Annotated in this window: 14 protein-coding genes; 4 read left to right on the top strand and 10 right to left on the bottom strand. The window is 71.8% G+C overall.

Annotated elements, in window-relative coordinates; genetic code table 11:
* Positions 1–691: 691 nt before the first annotated feature.
* From MKL20_RS28605 to MKL20_RS28590, 4 genes are all read right to left on the bottom strand, one after another.
* The gene (locus MKL20_RS28605) at positions 692–2,950 is read right to left on the bottom strand and encodes a xanthine dehydrogenase family protein molybdopterin-binding subunit (protein WP_244039514.1); all 2,259 of its coding nucleotides are present in this window, start codon (positions 2,948–2,950) and stop codon (positions 692–694) included.
* Positions 2,951–2,961: 11 nt separating this feature from the next.
* Entirely contained in the window at positions 2,962–4,002 is a 1,041-nt protein-coding gene (locus tag MKL20_RS28600; RefSeq protein WP_244039513.1) for an FAD binding domain-containing protein, read from the bottom strand.
* A complete protein-coding gene (locus MKL20_RS28595) occupies positions 3,999–4,499 on the bottom strand; it encodes a (2Fe-2S)-binding protein (protein ID WP_244039512.1) in 501 nt (166 codons plus the stop codon). Before MKL20_RS28595 ends, MKL20_RS28600 begins: the two co-directional genes overlap by 4 nt.
* Positions 4,500–4,620: 121 nt before the next feature.
* The gene (locus tag MKL20_RS28590; RefSeq protein WP_243961901.1) at positions 4,621–4,842 is read right to left on the bottom strand and encodes a DUF2945 domain-containing protein; all 222 of its coding nucleotides are present in this window, start codon (positions 4,840–4,842) and stop codon (positions 4,621–4,623) included.
* A 157-nt stretch (positions 4,843–4,999) separates the two neighbouring features.
* Here MKL20_RS28590 and MKL20_RS28585 point away from each other — a divergent pair, with 157 nt between their 5' ends.
* A complete protein-coding gene (locus MKL20_RS28585; RefSeq protein WP_244039511.1) occupies positions 5,000–5,194 on the top strand; it encodes a hypothetical protein in 195 nt (64 codons plus the stop codon).
* A 214-nt stretch (positions 5,195–5,408) separates the two neighbouring features.
* Here MKL20_RS28585 and MKL20_RS28580 read toward each other — a convergent pair whose 3' ends face one another.
* Positions 5,409–5,672 (bottom strand): hypothetical protein, encoded by a 264-nt coding sequence (locus MKL20_RS28580; RefSeq protein ID WP_243961897.1) that lies wholly within the window; start codon positions 5,670–5,672, stop codon positions 5,409–5,411.
* 166 nt (positions 5,673–5,838) lie between these two features.
* On the opposite strand from MKL20_RS28580, the gene MKL20_RS28575 reads away from it, so the two are divergent.
* From MKL20_RS28575 to MKL20_RS28565, 3 genes are all read left to right on the top strand, one after another.
* Positions 5,839–7,092, top strand: coding sequence for a sensor histidine kinase (locus MKL20_RS28575; protein WP_244039510.1), 1,254 nt, complete (start codon positions 5,839–5,841; stop codon positions 7,090–7,092).
* A 171-nt stretch (positions 7,093–7,263) separates the two neighbouring features.
* Complete coding sequence (locus tag MKL20_RS28570) at positions 7,264–8,292, top strand: patatin-like phospholipase family protein (RefSeq protein ID WP_244039509.1); 1,029 nt, start codon at positions 7,264–7,266, stop codon at positions 8,290–8,292.
* A gap of 284 nt (positions 8,293–8,576) precedes the next feature.
* Positions 8,577–9,704, top strand: coding sequence for a hypothetical protein (locus tag MKL20_RS28565; protein ID WP_244039508.1), 1,128 nt, complete (start codon positions 8,577–8,579; stop codon positions 9,702–9,704).
* Positions 9,705–10,236: 532 nt separating this feature from the next.
* Here the strand turns inward: MKL20_RS28565 and MKL20_RS28560 are convergent.
* From MKL20_RS28560 to MKL20_RS28540, 5 genes are all read right to left on the bottom strand, one after another.
* Positions 10,237–11,928 (bottom strand): DEAD/DEAH box helicase, encoded by a 1,692-nt coding sequence (locus MKL20_RS28560; protein ID WP_244039507.1) that lies wholly within the window; start codon positions 11,926–11,928, stop codon positions 10,237–10,239.
* Positions 11,929–12,214: 286 nt separating this feature from the next.
* On the bottom strand, positions 12,215–12,970 hold the full coding sequence (gene cobF / locus MKL20_RS28555; protein WP_244039506.1) for a precorrin-6A synthase (deacetylating): 756 nt from the start codon (positions 12,968–12,970) through the stop codon (positions 12,215–12,217).
* Positions 12,971–13,018: 48 nt separating this feature from the next.
* Positions 13,019–13,948, bottom strand: coding sequence for an ornithine cyclodeaminase family protein (locus tag MKL20_RS28550; RefSeq protein WP_244039505.1), 930 nt, complete (start codon positions 13,946–13,948; stop codon positions 13,019–13,021).
* 188 nt (positions 13,949–14,136) lie between these two features.
* Positions 14,137–15,258: a DSD1 family PLP-dependent enzyme gene (locus MKL20_RS28545; RefSeq protein WP_244039504.1), complete on the bottom strand. Its 1,122-nt coding sequence runs from the start codon at positions 15,256–15,258 to the stop codon at positions 14,137–14,139.
* Between the two features lie 53 nt (positions 15,259–15,311).
* On the bottom strand, positions 15,312–16,445 hold the full coding sequence (locus tag MKL20_RS28540) for a pyridoxal-phosphate dependent enzyme (protein ID WP_409568212.1): 1,134 nt from the start codon (positions 16,443–16,445) through the stop codon (positions 15,312–15,314).
* Positions 16,446–16,554: the final 109 nt, after the last annotated feature.

Genomic DNA, 16,554 nt, shown 5'->3' with positions numbered 1-16,554 from the left:
GCGATTCGCCGAGCGGATGGTTTTCCGCAGATCGAATTGTATGAGTTTACGAGGGGCCGAATGAGATCACGCGCCTTTCCCTCCCCCGCAGAGGGGCGACGGGCTACACGGGTTGGAATTTTCATCTCTCCTCAGGGCGGAAGGCTCAGTCGTCTTCTTCAAACGAAGACCCGACCGATGCCGCCCCGCGCCGTCATCCCGGGGCCGCGCAGCGGAGCCCGGGATCCAGAGCCGCCGACGTGCCAAACTCTTGCACCGAGCGTGTTTCTGGATTCCGGGCTCGCCTGCGGCGACCCGGAATGACGGCGCGGGTTATCAGGTATGGGGTTATCAATCCTCGGGAGATGAATTTCCCAACCTGTGTCGCCCGTAGCCCTGGCGGGGAGAAGTTCGAGGTGGGGGTGGTTCAGGGGGCACCGATACGCCCCATCCGGCACCACCCCCACCCCTAACCCCTCCCCGCAAGGGGGAGGGGAAAATGCGTGATGTTTCAGGCGCTTACGACCGAGCGCGATCAGTAAATTTGGTCCCCCGCACGGGAGAGGCGGCGCCTCCAACCCGTGTCGTCCCTCGGTCGGGGCAAGCGGCCCGGCAAACAATAAAAAACCCTGCCCGACGGGGCAGGGTTCTGGCCGTTCGAGTCGTCGGAAGCGGGGAGCCAGACGGAAAAAATCCGTCCGGCCCGGCGGGATCAGCCCAGGAGCTTGTCCAGCGTGATCGGCATCTCGCGCACCCGCACGCCGGTGGCGTGCCAGACCGCGTTGGCGATGGCGCCCACCGTGCCGGTGATGCCGATCTCGCCGACGCCCTTCACGCCCAGCGCGTTCACCACGGAATCCTCCTCGTGGACCAGGATCGCCTCCATGGCCGGGATGTCGGCGTTCACCGGCAGATGGTACTCGGCGAGGTTGTCGTTGAGGAAGCGGCCGGTGCGCGGGTCCATCTCGGCCCGCTCGTGCAGGGCGAAGGACAGGCCCCAGATCATGCCGCCGTAATACTGGCTCTGGACCAGCCGGGGGTTGATCACCCGCCCGGCCGCGAAGGCGCCGACCAGCCGGCTGACCCGGATCTGGCCCAAGTCAGGATCGACCTTCACCTCGGCGAAAACCGCGCCGTGGGCGTGCATCGCGTAGGACTTTTGAGCGGCCGCGTCGGCCCCGGCCTTGCCCTGGCCCTCGATGCTGGCCCGTCCGGCCCGCTTCAGGATGTCGGCGAACGATTCGCTCCGGCTGGGGTCGTCGCGCCGGGTCAGGCGGCCGTCCGCGGCGGTCACGCCGGCATTGCCCGCGCCGTAGAGCGGGGAGGCGGGGTCGTCGGTGGCGAGCTTGGCCAGCTGGGCGATCACGTCGCCGGCCGCGGCATGGATCGCGTTGCCGGCCGTGGCGGTGTGGCCCGAGCCGCCCGCGATGCCGGCATTCGGAAGATCGGAAGACCCCATCCGGAAGGTGAGGGCCTCCATGCCGATCCCGAGCCCGTCGGCGGCGATCTGGGCGAGCGCGGTCCAGGCGCCCTGGCCCATGTCGATCGCCCCGAGCTCCACCGTGCCGGTGCCGTCGGCGCGGATCTCGGCCCGGGCTAGCCCCTCGAAGATCAGGGCCGGGAAGGTGGCGGTGCCCATGCCGATGCCGACCAAAAGGCCGTCCTTGTCCCGGGTCTGGCGGGGCTGAAGCGGGCGGCCGGCCCAGCCGAACGCCTCGGCGCCGCGCCGGTAGCACTCGCGCAGGGCTTTCGAGGAGAACGGCTTGCCGGTGATCGGCTCGACCTCGGCGTAGTTGGCCAGCCGGAACTCCAGCGGGTCCATGCCGAGCTCGTGCGCCATCTCGTCCAGCGCGCTCTCGAGGGCGACGCTGCCGGTGGCCTCGCCGGGGGCGCGCATGAACAGGGGCGTGCCGGTATCGAGCCGCACCGCCTCGTGCCGGATGGCGATGGCCGGGCTGGCGTAGAGGGTGCTGGTGGCCCGGCCCGCCGGCTCGAAGAAGTCGTCGAAGCTCGACGAGGCGGTGAGGATGTGGTGGTCCAAAGCCGTGAGCTTGCCGGCCGCGTCGGTGCCGAGCCGCAGCGTCTGGCGGGTCGGGCCGCGATGGCCCATCGGGCCGTACATCTGGGAGCGGGTCGGCACCAGCTTGACCGGCCGCCCGACCATCCGGGCCGCCATGCAGGCGAGCACCTGCGGACCCGAGGGCACCCCCTTCGAGCCGAAGCCGCCGCCGAGATAGGGGCTCTCGATATGGATGTCGTCGGGCTTGATCCCGAACAGCCCGGCGAGCCGCCCCTGCGAGATCGCAAGGCCCTGGGTCGGCATGTGGAGCGTCAGCCGGTCGCCGTCCCACTGGGCCAGGGCGGCGTGGGGCTCCATGGCGTTGTGGTACTGGGCGGGGGTCTCGTAGGTGGCCGCGATGGTGCGCGACGCGGATGCCAGGCCCGCCTCGACATCGCCGTCGCTCTCGGACGGGGCCGCGCCGACGCCCACCGAATCCGGGGTGAACACCTCGCCGGCATCGAGGCCGATGCGCGGCGTCTCGGTCGCGTAGGTCGGTGCCAGCAGGCGCGCGCCCTCGGTGGCGGCTTCCAGGGTCTCGGCGATCACCACGGCGATCGGCTGGTTGGCGTAGCGGACCCGGTCGTTCTGCAACAGGTCGAGGCGGAAGATGAACGGGCCGGCCTTGGCGTCCGGGTCCTGGGCGAGTTTTGGGGCGTTCTCCGGGGTCATCACCGCGACGACGCCCGGATGGGCCTCGGCGGCGGACCGGTTCAGGCCGGTGACCCGGCCCTTGGCGATCCGGGCGACGCAGAGCGCGGCGTGCAGCGTGCCGGGGGGCAGGTTGTCGGCGGAGAACCGGGCCTGGCCGGTCACCTTGAGGGGGCCGTCCCGCCGGGTCAGCGGCTGGCCGATGCTGGAGCCGTGGCGGGTGCCGGCGGCGGGATTCAGGGGTGTGGCGGTCGCGGTCATGCGGTCTGTCCTCAGACGATGCCGAACGGGGAGGCGGGGAGCGCCGGGATCCGGGCGGGGGTGCCGGCCGCCGCGAGGGTCAGCGCCCGGACCGCGACGCGGCGGGCGAGCTCGATCTTGAAGGCGTTGGCCTCGCCGGTGGGCTTGGCGCCGTCGAGCGCCAGGGCGGCGGCCTTGGCGTAGGCCTCGGGGGAGGGCGCCTGGCCGGCGAGCGTGGCCTCGGCCGCCTCCACCCGCCAGGGCTTGAGCGCGAGCCCGCCGAAGGCGAGCCGGGCCCGGCCGATCTTTTCGCCCTCGAACGTGAGGGCGGCGGCGGCCGAGACCACCGCGAAGGCGTAGGAGGTGCGGTCGCGAACCTTCAGGTAGCGGGCATTGGCCCGGAACGCCGCCGCCTCGGGGGGCAGGCGCAGGGCGGTGATCAGCTCGGCCGGGCGGAGCGCCGTCTCGTGCTCTGGGTGGTCGCCAGGCAGGTTGTGGAACGCGGTCAGCGGCACCTCCCGGGCGCCGTCCGGCCCGGCGATCTCGACCACGGCGTCGAGGGCGGCGAGCGGCACGCAGAAATCGGACGGGTTGGTGGCGATGCAGTGCTCGCTCCAGCCCTGGACGGCATGGATCCGGGTGGCGTGCCCGAGCGCCGCGCAGCCGGAGCCGGGTTCGCGCTTGTTGCAGGCCGAGACCGCGTCGGTGAAGAACGGGCAGCGGGTGCGCTGCATCAGGTTGCCGCCCACCGTGGCGGCGTTGCGCAGCTGCGCCGAGGCGCCGGCCAGCAGGGCCTCGGCCACCATCGGGTAGGTTTTTTCGATCCTCGGGTCGTAGGCGAGGTCGCTGTTGCGCACGAGCGCGCCGATCCGGGTGCCGCCGTCCGGCAGGTGCTCGATGCTGGAAAGACCCGGCAGCCGGGTGATGTCGACGATCCGGGCGGGCGCGGTGACGCCGCCCTTCATCAGGTCGACCAAGTTAGTGCCGGCGGCGAGATAGGCGGTGTCGGGAAGCTGCCCGGCCGCGACGGCCTCCGGCAGGCTCGCGGGGCGGATGTAGTCGAAATTCCTCACGCCGCGTCCTCCCGCTGCTCGACCTGTCCGGTGGGGCGCGATGCCTCCTGCACCGCATCGAGGATGCCGGCATAGGCGCCGCAGCGGCAGAGGTTGCCGCTCATGCCCTCGCGGATGCGCTCGGGATCGGTGCCGGCCTGGCCCTCTCGGATCAGCCCGACCGCGCTCATGATCTGGCCGGGGGTACAGAACCCGCACTGGAAGCCGTCATGGGCGATGAAGGCCGCCTGGACCGGGTGCAACCGGTCGCCCTCGGCCAGCCCCTCGATGGTCAGGATCTCGGCGCCGTCGAGGCTCGCGGCGAGGGTGAGGCAGGCATTGATCCGCCGGCCGTCCACCAGCACCGTGCAGGCGCCGCACTGGCCGCGGTCGCAGCCCTTCTTGGCGCCGGTCAGGCCGAGGCGTTCGCGCAGGAGGTCGAGGAGGGTGACGCGCGGATCGTCAAGGGCGATCTCGCGGGCCTGCCCGTTCAGGGTGAGCCTGAGGGGAATATTCATGCTGGGTCCCGGCTGGCAAAGGCTGGAACCGTTACAGATAGCCGGCACCCCGCCCCCGGCGAGGCCCGGGGCGGGGCTCATGTGCGCCACCTCACAACGCCGCCTGCCTGCGCGGATCGGCTTACTTGACCGTCACCTCGGAGACGGACTTGAGGACGGTCTTGCCCTTCTCGGTCTTGATCTCCACGGCAGGCTCGTCCTTCGAGGCCTCACGCTTGACCGTATTGCCCTTGATGGTCTTCTCGACATCCTTGGTGTGGACCTTGGTCACCTCGCCCTCGACGGTGCCCTTGCCCCACTTGTAGGTTACGTCGTCCCCGGTCTTCACGTCCGCCTTGCTCATCCGCGCGCTCCATCGTGTCGGTGCGGGAGAAGGCCGACGCGGGCGGGGGCGTTCCCGCCTATCCCCGGCCGGAATGCCGCAGGTTCGGGCGCGGGGGGGGGGCTCCCGCATGCGCGATGTCTGTTATCCTGCCGGGGATCCTGAGGAGGTTGGCGCCATGGATCTCTCGATTGCCAACCGTGAGGCGCGGATCCAGGCCTTGTGCGAGACGCTCGACGCCTCCATCGCGGCCGGCGGTTCTGTGAGCGAGGCCGAACTCGATGCGGCTCTGGACGCCGTGGACCGCGCGCTTGCGGACCGCTTCCCATCGACGGAGGATGATCGCGGGGGAAGGTCTTGTTCGTTTCCCTAATCAGCGGTTGCATCGACCTCCGAACACCCACCGTGTCATTCCGGGGCACCGCAGCGGAGCCCGGAATCCAGAGACGCACAGGTGTGCCAGGTCTTGCAGCTTCGGAGGCTCCGGATTCCGGGCTCGCCTGCGGCGCCCCGGAATGACACGGTGATCTATACGCTCCCGTCCCATCACCGATCGATGAGTCGATCCGAGACGCAGCGGGCGGGCCTCAGCGCCCGACTTCCCCACGCAACGCTGCGACCATCGCCTCTACGGTCGCCTGGGCGGTGTCGCCGAGGTCGATATCAGTCTCGCCGGCGGTGACGAGGCCGCGCTCCTCGAGCTCCTTCACGCCCTGCGGATCGGCCTCGTGCCCGGCGCCGTCCTTGCGGATGACCGAGGTGACCCGCTCGCCGCTGACCAGGCGGTGGTAGGCCGCGAAGGCGAAGATCGAGAGCGCCTTGTCGGAGAGTCCGTTCACTTCGTCGGCCATGGGGCCCTCCATCGAGACGGGTTGGACTGACGGAACGCCGCCCGGCGCTGCGGGGTCCGAGGATGGGCGCAGGTGCGACGATCCGGTGCGACGACGGCGGCGCCCCCGGGGGCTAGGCGGACCCGCGTCGCCCTGGGACCACCTTCCTGCTACTCTGCCGCCGCCCATGACCGCACAGATCGATCGCACCGCCGTGGAACCCAGCCCGGACGCCCCCGAGGACCCCGCCGCGCCGGGCCTCGCGCCGCCCGATCTCGGCTACCGCCTGCGCCAGCAGGTGATCCTGTCCGAGTTCGGCGTCGAGGCCCTGCGCGGCACCGATGTCGACCACCTGCTGCAGCGGGCCGCGGAGCTGTGCGCGCAGGGGATGGGCGCCGAGTTCTGCAAGGCGCTGGAATACCGCCGCGGCGAGGACACGCTGCTGGTGCGCGCCGGCGTCGGCTGGGGACCCGACGTGATCGGGCAGGCCCGGGTCGGGGCCGACCTCGCCTCCCCGGCGGGCTTCGCCCTCAAGACCGGCAGCCCGGTGATCTCGAACCACCTCGCCGAGGAGACCCGCTTCCGCACGCCCCAGCTCATGGCTGAGCACGGCATCCGCCGGGCGATCAACGTGCTGATCGAGAACCGGGACGGCGCCTTCGGGGTGCTGGAGGTGGACGACACCCGCGAGGGCATGTTCGAGGAGGCCGACATCGCCTTCATGCAGGGCTTCGCCAACCTGCTCGGCGGCGCGATCGAGCGCCAGCGGACCGAGAACCTGCTGCGCGCCGCGCTCGCCCGGCAGGACCTTCTGGCCCGCGAGATGAGCCACCGGGTCAAGAACAGCCTCGCCATCGTGGCGAGCCTGCTCGCCCTCCAGGCCCGGGCCGCCGAGGCCGAGCCCGCCGTGCAGGCGGCCCTGTCAGATGCGCGCAGCCGCGTCGAGGCGATCGCCGGCGTCCACGACCAGCTCTGGCGCCAGGGGGATAAAGCCGGGGACGGGGAGGGGGAGGGCGTGCCCGGCGAGCTCGATCTCGCGCCCTTCCTGGAGAAGCTGGTGGCCAATCTCGACAGCGGCGCGCCGGGCCTGCACCTCACCTGCACGGCGGCCCCGCAGCGGATCTCGGCCGACCGGGCGATCCCGATCGGGCTCCTGGTCAACGAGCTCGTCACCAACGCCCTCAAATACGCCTACCCGCCCGAGACGCACCCGGAGGGCGGCGCGATCCGGGTCCGGGCCGAGCGCGAACTCGACACCCTGGTGGTCGAGGTCGCCGACGACGGCGTCGGGCTGCCGGCGGATTTCGAGATCGGGCGCGCCTCGAAGAGCCTCGGCATGCGGGTCGTCGGCAGCCTCACCCGGCAGCTCGGCGGCAATCTCACGGTGCCTCGGACGGGGCAGGGGACCTGCTTCCGGCTGGACGTGCCGCTGGCGACCTGACCTGGCGAATGACTCGGCGAACAGGTCGCGGGAGTTGCAGCGATCGGCGGGCAGGCGCGTTGCCGCCGGCGCCGGGTCTTTCATTGCGCATCATCCCGAAAGCCGACAACCACCTTTCGGGGTGATGCACCTTTCGGGATGATGGCCGCGCGCGCAGGATCGGCAGGGACGATGGCACAGATGAAACCGCGCGTGGCCCTCGGGCTGCAAGGTGGCGGCTCCTACGGCGCCTATGGCTGGGGGGTGATCGACCGGCTGCTGGAGGAGCATATCGAGATCGTCGCGGTCAGCGGCGCCAGCGCGGGCGCGCTGAACGGCGCCGCCCTGGTGGCAGGGCTGGCCACCGGCGGCGACGACGGCGGCCGGGAGGCCCTGGAGCGGCTGTGGCGGGCGACCGCCGAGCGCTCGCCCCTGCGCGGCTTCGAGGGATTCGGGGCCGCGTTCGACCCGTTCCTGGACCCGTTCGTCGCCCGGTCCCTGGCCCTGTTCCGCGAGGCCTCGGCCTATGTCTCGCCGTTCCTGCCGACGTTGCGCGACATGCACCTGTTCCAGGCGGTGGTGCGCGCCAGCATCGACCTCGAGACCGTCGCCCGGCAGGAGCGGGTGCCGCTCTACGTCTCGGCCACCGACATCCTGACCGGCGCGGCGCGGCTGTTCACCGGTCCCGAGGTCACCCTGAAGGCGCTGATGGCTTCCTCGTGCCTGCCGGAGCTGTTCGCCCCGGTGGAGATCGACGGCCGGCGCTACTGGGACGGGGGCTACGCCGCCAACCCGGCCCTGGAGCCGCTGGTGTTCAACGGCCACGGCGCCACCGACCTGATCGTCCTGCAGCTGACGCCGTTCGTGACCGATGCGATCGGGCTGCTGCCCTCCGAGATCGCCGGGCGAGTCAGCGACATCAGCTTCAACGCCTGCCTGATGCGCGACCTGAAGGCGCTGACCGAGTTGCAGCGCTACGCCCGGGAGACGGACACGCAGGATGCCCGGATGCGCGCCATCGCCGACATCAACATCCACCTGCTCCAGGCGCCCTGCGAGTTGGCCGGGGGCGAGATCAGCAAGCTCGACACCCGCTGGTCGACGATCGGCGCCCTGCGCGACCTCGGCCGCGCCACCGCCGAGCGCTGGCTGGCCGAGAGCGGCCACGCGATCGGCGCGGATTCGAGCCTGCAGACCCTGGAGGCGGCGATCGCGCCCTGAGGCCAGGGCAACGGGATTCACCCGCCGCATCGGGCAGTAAGCGCTTGAAGCCCTGTGCGTTTCCCCCTCCCCGCAAGGGGAAGGAGCGCGCATTCCGGGAATCCGCTAGGGGCCGGGGAGGGGGCTCCAGGGCACCGGAGACCAAAAAACACCCCCTCCTCCCGGGCCGGTCGCGCCGGCCCCGCGGCGGCGCCCATGTGCGCACGGGGCTGGACAAACCCGGGCGGACACCGCGATCTGTCGCGAAAGGGCTCGGTGGATCAGAGCGAACGACAGTGACCGGGATGAGGAACGCGGCGGCCGCAAGGCTTTCGGAGCGGCTCCACGGGTTTCGGAGCCTGGGTGACAATTGCGAGTTCGGCTTCGTGCAGCGCTACGGCGGCGTCGAGCCGTCCGGGCTGCTGCGGTTCTCCTACACGCCGATGGCGGATCTGATCCGCGGCCTGCGCTGCGGCTTCTCGGATTTCGGCGTGCCGGGCGACCTGCGCATCGCGGTGAGCGACGGCGGCACCTATTACTGCCACAGCGTGGCCTACAACATCTGGGCGAACACCGGCCATGCCGCCGGCTCGATCGACCCGGAGGTGCTGGTCGAACGCGAATACGGCCGCCTCGCCCACCTGAAGCGCAAGATGCTGGACGACCTCGCCGACGGGTCAAAAATCCTGGTCCGCAAGGTCGGCCGCGACGCTCCGGAATCCGAGTTCGCGCACCTGTCCGAGGCAGTCTGGGCGCACGGTCCCTCGACGCTGCTGCGCGTCACCGAGGCCGGGCCGGATTGGCGCCCGGAGCCCGCAAGGCGGGTCGCCGACCGGGTGATCGCGGGGCAGGTGCGCCGCTTCGCCCCCACCGAGCAGGCCTGGGAGGTCGATCTCGAACCCTGGCTCCACCTGGTCGACAGCGCCTACGCGCTGGAGCACGGCCAGGCGCCGACCGACCTGGGGGCGGGGGCCTTCGCGGACGCCCTGACGCTGCCGGGCGGCCTGCGCCGGCATGCCGGGCGGCACCCGACCCTGGCGCTCAGCGCCTATACGCGGGCGGTCGACCCGGCCCGCCTCGGCACCGACAAGGCCTACGTGTTCTCGACCTGGGTCTGGATCCCGGAGGCGTTCAGCGGCGAACGGGTCTTCGCCGTCGCCGGTCATGGCCGCCTGGGCTGGCGCGACGCCGACCTGTCCCGGCGCGGCTGCTGGCAGCGCGTCTGGGCCGGCGGGCGGATGCGCCCGAACGTCGACCGCGAACCCGTGGGGCTCGGCATGATCGGGACCAGGCGAGACCAGTTCTGGTCGTTCGGCGCGCGCTTCCACGAAGGCCCGATCCCGGAGGAGGGGGCCGAACCCACAGTCCGGATGCCGCCTGCCCGCTTCCCGGGGCGCCGCCTGTTCGGCTGGCTGCGCTCGAAGCTGCCGTAACGCCCGCGCCGCCGGAATGCGGTGCCGTGGGACCGTAGCTCGGGCCTCCGCCGGTCGCCCAGCCGCGGCGCCGCAGGCGTATCCGGAGAGGCGGCGGTCGCGCGTCGTCGACGGCGCGCAACCGCGGGCTGCTGCCGACGGATCTGGATCCCGGGCTCCGTTTCGCGGCCCCGGGATGACGGGGCGGGGTTCAAAGCCGCCGCCTGATCCTGCACCAGCGCCTCGAGGCATCTCAGAACAACAGGCCACCAACCGCCCGACCACACCCCTCCCGACCCCCATCCAGAGTTCGCATAAGATATATTATGGAACTAAGGCCATCAGAAAGGTCGGGTGAGGGGGCTTGGCATGCCAGATGGCCGGGTTCGCCGCTGGATGCGGAGCGGCAAACCCGAGCTCTGGCTCCGATGGCCGGCCCGATCCTCGGCACTGCCGAACGGCGGTACGCTTGAGAAGCGCCACGTGAGCGAAGCAGCGGAACCGGGTGAGGGCGGTTCGAGGAACTCGAGCCGAAAGCGCCCTCCCCGCGGCGTCACGCGGTGCGCCCGGCGAGCCGGCTCTGGTCGGCGAAGATCCGGCCGTCCTGGGCGCGGCATTCGATCTGGTCCGACAGCCGGCCCGGCCGGATCCGGATCGCCGCCGGCCGGGCCAGGGCCTCGGCCTGCTCCAGGAAGCCGGCGGCATCCATCGGCGCGTCGCGGCCGCCGCCGAGCCCGCGCCACCACAGCACCGCCTTCTCCCGCTCGTAGCCGCTGCGCTCGGGCCGCAGGCGCACCCGCCAATCGGCCGCTGCGGCGCCGTCCCGCCAGCCGAGCACGAGGTCGAGGCCGTCCGGGGCCGCCTCCAGGGTTAGATCCGTCACCGGATGCCAGGGCGCCTCCGCCTCCGGGGCAGGGCCGGCCGGTTCGGAGGCCGGCACGATGTCGGCCGAGAGGATCGGCAGCTCGTCCTCGGCCGCGGCGTCGTGCAGGGGGGCGCCCTCCTCTTCCGTCTCCGGCTCGGTCCAGCAGGCCTCGCAGGTGGAGGCGTTCAGGGCAATCAGGGCGCCGCAGCCGGGGCAGGGCTTGGCGCGCAGGCCCCCTGCCCCGCCGAGCACCTGAGCGGCACTCTGCGCCGTGACGGCGTCTACCGGACCGTGCATCCGCACCAGGCCGGCATAGTCGAGGATCAGCGCGTCTTCCTTGCCGGGCGCGCAGCGCAGCGCCCTGCCGACCTGCTGGACGTAGAGGCCGGTGCTGCGGGTCGGGCGCAGCAGCGCCACGAGGTCGACCTCCGGGGCGTTGAAGCCGGTGCCGAGCACGCCCACCGAGGTCAGGCAGCGGATCTTTCCGGCTCGGAACGCCGACACGATCCGGTCGCGCTCCCGGCGGGGCGTCTCGCCCGAGACCGTCTCGCAGGAATACCCCTCGGCCCGCACCGCGTCGCGCACGGCATCGGCATGGGCGAGGCCGGCGCAGAAGGCGAGCCAGGCCCGGCGCCCGCTGCCGTATTCCGTCAGCTCCGCCACGGCGGCCCGGGTGATCCAGTCGCGGTTGACCGCCGCCTCCAGCTCCCCCGGGATGTAGTCGCCCCCGCGCCGGCCGACCCCGGAGACGTCGAGCTGGGTCAGGGTCGCCTTGGACACGAGCGGTGCCAGAAAACCGCGCCGGATCAGGTCGCCGGTATCGGCCTCGTAGGCGATCCCGGCGAACAGGCGGCCGGCCCCTGTGTCGAGCCGGCCGGAATCGAGCCGGTAGGGGGTCGCGGTGAAGCCCGCCACCCGCATCCCGGGCGTCAGCGCCTGCAGGCCCGCCAGGAACCGGCCGTAGCGGGTCTGGGCGGCGCGCGGAATCAGGTGCGCCTCGTCGACGATCACGAGGTCGCGCGGGCCGACCGCGTCGAGCCGGTCGGCCACCGACTGGATGCCGCAGACCAGGACCTGCGCCCCGGCCTCCCGCCGCCCGAGCCCGGCGGAGAAGATGCCGGCCGGCGCCTCCGGCCAGTAGCGGGTCAACTCCGAAAAGTTCTGGGCGACGAGCTCGCGGCTGTGGGTGACGATCGCCACCCGGGCGAGGGGGTTTTTTGTCACCGCCTCCCGGGCGAGGGCGGCGATGACCAGGGCCTTGCCGGCCCCGGTGGGCAGCACGACCAGATGGCCGGGCGCCGCCGCGTCGCCCCCTCCCCGCCCCCAGGCGGCCGCGAGCGCGTCGAGGCTGGCGCGCTGGTAGTCCCGCAAGCGCAGCATGGCGGCGGTCTAGCCCGGTCGGGCTGTCCTGTCCGTGGCGGCGGGGTCACGGCGGGGACCGGCGTTCTCACGGGGCGTGTTCGACCGGACCCCTCCCATCCTCCCCCTCATCCTGAGGTGCCCGGTGATCGAAGATCGCCGGGCCTCGAAGGAGCCCTCCAGCCGGCCGCGCGATCCCTGGAGGGCTCCTTCGAGGCCACTGCGCGGCACCTCAGGATGAGGGACGAGAATGGGATATTCGCGCGCGCAGCGCAGCACCGGGGCCGGGGGGCGCAGCCTCCCTCGCTCAGAGCCGTCGTAACAAATAAATATCCATGATCCAGCCATGCCGCGCCCGGCCCTCGGCCCGGACCCGCCGGATCTCGTCGCCGACCGTGCCGAGGCGGCCGGAGACCAAAATCTCGTCCGGGCTGCCGAGATAGCCGCCCCAGTAGATCGTCAGGTCCGGGTCGAGATGGGCGAAGCTCGGATCGCCGTCGAGCATCACCACCACGCTGTCGGCCCCCTCCGGCCAGCCCGCGGCGAGGCGGCGCCCGGTGGTGATCAGCACCGGCCCGCCGATGGCGTTGAGCGGCACGCCGTGGCGGGCAGCCAGGACCTGCACGCTGGAGAGGCCGGGGATCACGGCGTAGCTCAGGGCGAGACGCCCGCGCGAAGAAATCCGGTCGAGGATCCGCAGGGTGCTGTCGTAGAGGGCCGGGTCGCCCCAGACCAGGATCGCCCCGACCTGCCCGGATTCGAGCTCCGCCGCGAAGGCCGCCTCCAGCCGCTCGGCCCGGGCCGCGTGCCAGGCCTCGACGGTGGCGCCGTAATCGGCCGGGCGGCGCTCCCGGGGCGGATCCTCGACGGTGACGACCCGGTGGGGGTTTCGGATATGGGCGGCGCAGATCCGCTTGCGGATGTCCACGAGGTCGGCGGTGTCGGCGCGCTTGTCGAGCACGAACACCGCGTCGACATCGGCCAGCGCCCGCACCGCCTGGAGGGTCAGGTGCTCGGGATCGCCCGTGCCGATGCCGATGACCCGGATCTGCCTGTCCTGCATGCCGCGCTGTCCTCCGCCGGGGCGGGGGAGGGCCGGCGTCGGCGTCCCCTACCCGCGCCCGTCCGCTTTGGCGAGGATCGCCCGGGCGATGGTCAGGTCCTGGAGGGCGATGCCGGAGGAATCGAACACCGTGATCGCCTCCGGGTCGGTCCGGGCCCCCTGCCCGCTCCCCAGCACGGCGCCGATCGCCCGCAGCTCCGCCGCCGCGGGGGCGTGCTGGAACTCGCCGATGGTGCGCGATTGCTCGGGCAGGTCGCAGTAGAGGGCCGCCCGCTCCAGCAAAGCCGGGGGCAGCTCCTGCTTGCCCTTGGCATCCGCCCCCATGGCGGCGACATGGGTGCCGGGGCGGACCCAATCGGCCTCGAACAACGGCGCCCGGGCCGGCGTCGCCGTCACGATCACGTCGGCGGCCCGGCAGGCCTCCTGTGCCGAGGCGGCCCGCACCTCGACCGCGGCCCCCTGCCGGCGCAGGCGCTCGCCGAACCCCGCGACCTTGGCCGCGTCGCGAGCCACCACCAGCACGGTCCGGATCGGCAGGACCCGGGCGAGCGCCGCGCATTCGAATTCCGCCTGGTTGCCGGCGCCGAACACGGCGAGCACCGCCGAATCCGGCCGGGCCAGGACGCTCGCCGCCACCGCGTCGGCGGCGGCGGTGCGGTAGGCGTTGACGCGGCCCGCCTCGATCACCGTGTCGACCCGGCCGAAAGCCTGGTCGAACAGCAGGATCACCGAATTGTGCCGCGGCAGGCCCCGATCGGGATTGCCCGGCCAGAACGAGCCGACCTTCAGGCCGGCATAATCGGCCGTCGATCCCGACTTGATCGAGAACCGGTTGGTCGGCTCCGAGCCGTGCCCGAGCACCGCCGGGAACAGGGTGGTCCCGGGGGCGACCGCGGCGATCAGCGCCTCCCGGGCCGCCTCGAACGCCAGGGCGTGATCCACCAGGGCGGCGGATTCCTCTTCCGAGATGAAGCGCATGAGCGGCAAGCCTTTCCTGTGATTCGGCCTCTCCCATCCGCGCCCTCATCCTGAGGTGCCGGGCGATCGACGATCGCTCGGCCTCGAAGGAGCCCTCCAGCGGCCGCGCGACCTCTGGAGCCCTCCTTCGAGGGCCGCTGGCGCGGGCACCTCAGGATGAGGGGGATGGGTGGGAGCCGCCCCCTACCCTACAACGTCATGCCGCGGGCGGTGACCGGCCAGACCGCCTCGACCCGGCCGTCCCGCACGCCGACATACCAGTCGTAGACGTTGACGGTGGGGTCGCAATGGCCCGGAATCAGCTTCAGGCGGTCGTTGAGCTTGAGCACGTTGCCGGGATCGCTGATCACCCCGTGCTCGTCCGAGCACTTGACGTATTCCACGTCGCTCCGGCCGAACACCAGGGGCAGGCCGCTGTCGATGCTCTGGGCTTTCAGGCCGGCATCGCAGATCGCGACATCGGCCTTGGCCTTGCTCATGATCGACGTGACGATGAACAGGCTGTTCTCGAAGTCGCCGATCGGCTGGCCGCTCGCATCCTTCACCCGCTGGTAGTCGGCATCCATGAAGACGTAGGAGCCGCATTGCAGCTCGTTGTAGACGCCGCTGCCGCCCTCCAGGGCGAAGCTGCCGGTGCCGGCGCCCGCCACGATGGCGCAGGCGAGCCCTTCGGCCTTCAGCAGGTCGACGGTGCGCTTCGTGTCGTCGATCGCCGTCTGGATCAGGGCCTTGCGCTCATCGTAGTCACGCACGTGCTGCGCCCGGCCCTGATAGGCCTGCAGCCCGGCGAATTTCAGCCCCGGCGCCGCCGCGATTTTTTTCGCGATCGCCACCGCGGGCTCGCCGGGGGCGACGCCGCAGCGGCCGGCGCCGACATCGATCTCCACCAGGGCCTCGAGGGTGACGCCGTATTTCACCGCGGCTGCCGACAGGTCATCGACATTGCCGAGGTCGTCGACGCAGACCAGCACCCGCGCCCGTTTGGCGAGCGCGGCCAGGCGCTCGATCTTCTGGGGCGCCACGACCTGGTTCGACACCAGCACGTCGCGGATGCCGGCACTCACCAGGGCCTCGGCCTCGCTGACCTTCTGGCAGCAGACGCCGCAGGCCCCGCCGCGCTCGATCTGCACGGTCGCGATGTCGGAGGATTTGTGCGTCTTGGCATGGGCCCGGTGGCGCAGGCCGTTCTCCTTCATGAAGCGGCCGAGCTTGTCGACGTTGCGCTCGAAGGCGTCGAGATCGACCATCAGGCAGGGGGTGTCGACCTCCTCGACCGGCATGCCGACGCGGGCGGGAATGTTGTTGCGCATGGGGTGTCTCCTCCTGGTCGGGCGTTTTTTCGTTTCGCGGTCGTGTCAGCGGGTCACGGGGCAAGTCCCAACAGCTCGGCGATGCGCGGCGTCGCCTTGATGCCGGTGCCGGTGAGCACCGCCACGACGGTCTCGTCGGGCCCGATCGCGCCGCTGGCGGTCAGGTCGGTCAGCGCCGCCGCGGCCATCGCGCAGGTCGGCTCGACGTAGAGGCCGGAGCGGGCGAGCTCCATCAGCGCCGCCTCGATCGCCGGCTCGGACACCGCCACGGTGCCGCCCCCGGACCGGCGGAGCGCTGCCAGCACCGCACGGCCGCGCACCGGCTGGGCGATCGACGCGCCCTCGGCCAGCGTCGGGCCCGGGGTGACCGGCAGAAAATCCTCGGCCTCCGCCTGGAAGCCGGCATGCAGGGGCGCGCACTGGGCCGGCTGCACCGCGTAGAGGCGGGGTAGGCGGGCGATCGAGCCCCGGCGCAGCAGCTCCGAGAAGCCGATATCGCAGCCGAGCACGTTGCTGCCCGCCCCGCACGGGATGATCACGGCGTCGGGGGCGGTGAATCCCAGGTCCTCCCACAGCTCGTAGGCCAAGGTCTTGGTGCCCTGGAGGAAATGCGCCTGCCAGTTGTGGCTGGCGTAGAAGATCGCGTCCGCCTGCCGCACGGCGGCGTCGGCGGTGTCCTGGCGGGTGCCGGGGATCAGCTCGACCTCGGCGCCGGCGGCGCGCATCTGCACGGTCTTGGCCGGCGAGGTCGAGGCCGGGACCAGGATCTTGGCCCGCATCCCGGCGGCGGCCGCGTAGGTCGCCACCGCGGCGCCGCCGTTGCCGGACGAGTCCTCCAGCACCGCGTCGATGCCCTGCTGGCGCAGGATCGACAGCATCACGGAGGCGCCGCGATCCTTGAAGCTGCCCGAGGGGGCGAACCATTCGAGCTTGAAATGGGCATGGCGCCCGCGCCAGGGCCGGCGCACCAGCGGCGTGCAGCCCTCCCCCAGCGAGACCGGATCCGTGACCGCCACCGGCAAGGACGCGGCGTAGCGCCAGAGCGAGCGCTCCCCGGTATCGATCTGCCCCCGGTCGATCCCGGGCAGCGGCGAGATCATCAGCGGGCCGCCCGAATCGCCGCGCCAGCGCGGGATCTCGATCGGGTAGGAGGCGCCGGTGGCGGGGTCGATATAGGCAGGGGGCATATTGGCAGCAGGCATGCGCATCACGGCTCGGGGATCCGGGGCGGCTCGGGCGCAGTATACAAAATAATCTTGGGAAACGCGCCGTCCGTTCCCCCCGAAACCGACGGCG

Origin of the sequence: Methylobacterium sp. E-066, from assembly GCF_022829635.1 — a bacterium.
In the GTDB taxonomy this organism is placed as follows: domain Bacteria; phylum Pseudomonadota; class Alphaproteobacteria; order Rhizobiales; family Beijerinckiaceae; genus Methylobacterium.
The sequence above is the reverse complement of the archived record's forward strand: the minus strand, read 5'-3'. Positions and strand labels throughout refer to the sequence as shown.

What these genes read in the sequence shown, in the direction of transcription:
- MKL20_RS28605 (WP_244039514.1), bottom strand. Translation starts at nt 2,950, where the DNA reads ATGACCGCGACCGCCACACCCCTGAATCCCGCCGCCGGCACCCGCCAC.
- MKL20_RS28595 (WP_244039512.1), bottom strand. Translation starts at nt 4,499, where the DNA reads ATGAATATTCCCCTCAGGCTCACCCTGAACGGGCAGGCCCGCGAGATC.
- MKL20_RS28590 (WP_243961901.1), bottom strand. Translation starts at nt 4,842, where the DNA reads ATGAGCAAGGCGGACGTGAAGACCGGGGACGACGTAACCTACAAGTGG.
- MKL20_RS28585 (WP_244039511.1), top strand. Translation starts at nt 5,000, where the DNA reads ATGGATCTCTCGATTGCCAACCGTGAGGCGCGGATCCAGGCCTTGTGC.
- MKL20_RS28580 (WP_243961897.1), bottom strand. Translation starts at nt 5,672, where the DNA reads ATGGCCGACGAAGTGAACGGACTCTCCGACAAGGCGCTCTCGATCTTC.
- MKL20_RS28575 (WP_244039510.1), top strand. Translation starts at nt 5,839, where the DNA reads ATGACCGCACAGATCGATCGCACCGCCGTGGAACCCAGCCCGGACGCC.
- MKL20_RS28570 (WP_244039509.1), top strand. Translation starts at nt 7,264, where the DNA reads ATGGCACAGATGAAACCGCGCGTGGCCCTCGGGCTGCAAGGTGGCGGC.
- MKL20_RS28565 (WP_244039508.1), top strand. Translation starts at nt 8,577, where the DNA reads ATGAGGAACGCGGCGGCCGCAAGGCTTTCGGAGCGGCTCCACGGGTTT.
- MKL20_RS28560 (WP_244039507.1), bottom strand. Translation starts at nt 11,928, where the DNA reads ATGCTGCGCTTGCGGGACTACCAGCGCGCCAGCCTCGACGCGCTCGCG.
- cobF (WP_244039506.1), bottom strand. Translation starts at nt 12,970, where the DNA reads ATGCAGGACAGGCAGATCCGGGTCATCGGCATCGGCACGGGCGATCCC.
- MKL20_RS28550 (WP_244039505.1), bottom strand. Translation starts at nt 13,948, where the DNA reads ATGCGCTTCATCTCGGAAGAGGAATCCGCCGCCCTGGTGGATCACGCC.
- MKL20_RS28545 (WP_244039504.1), bottom strand. Translation starts at nt 15,258, where the DNA reads ATGCGCAACAACATTCCCGCCCGCGTCGGCATGCCGGTCGAGGAGGTC.
- MKL20_RS28540 (WP_409568212.1), bottom strand. Translation starts at nt 16,445, where the DNA reads ATGCCCCCTGCCTATATCGACCCCGCCACCGGCGCCTCCTACCCGATC.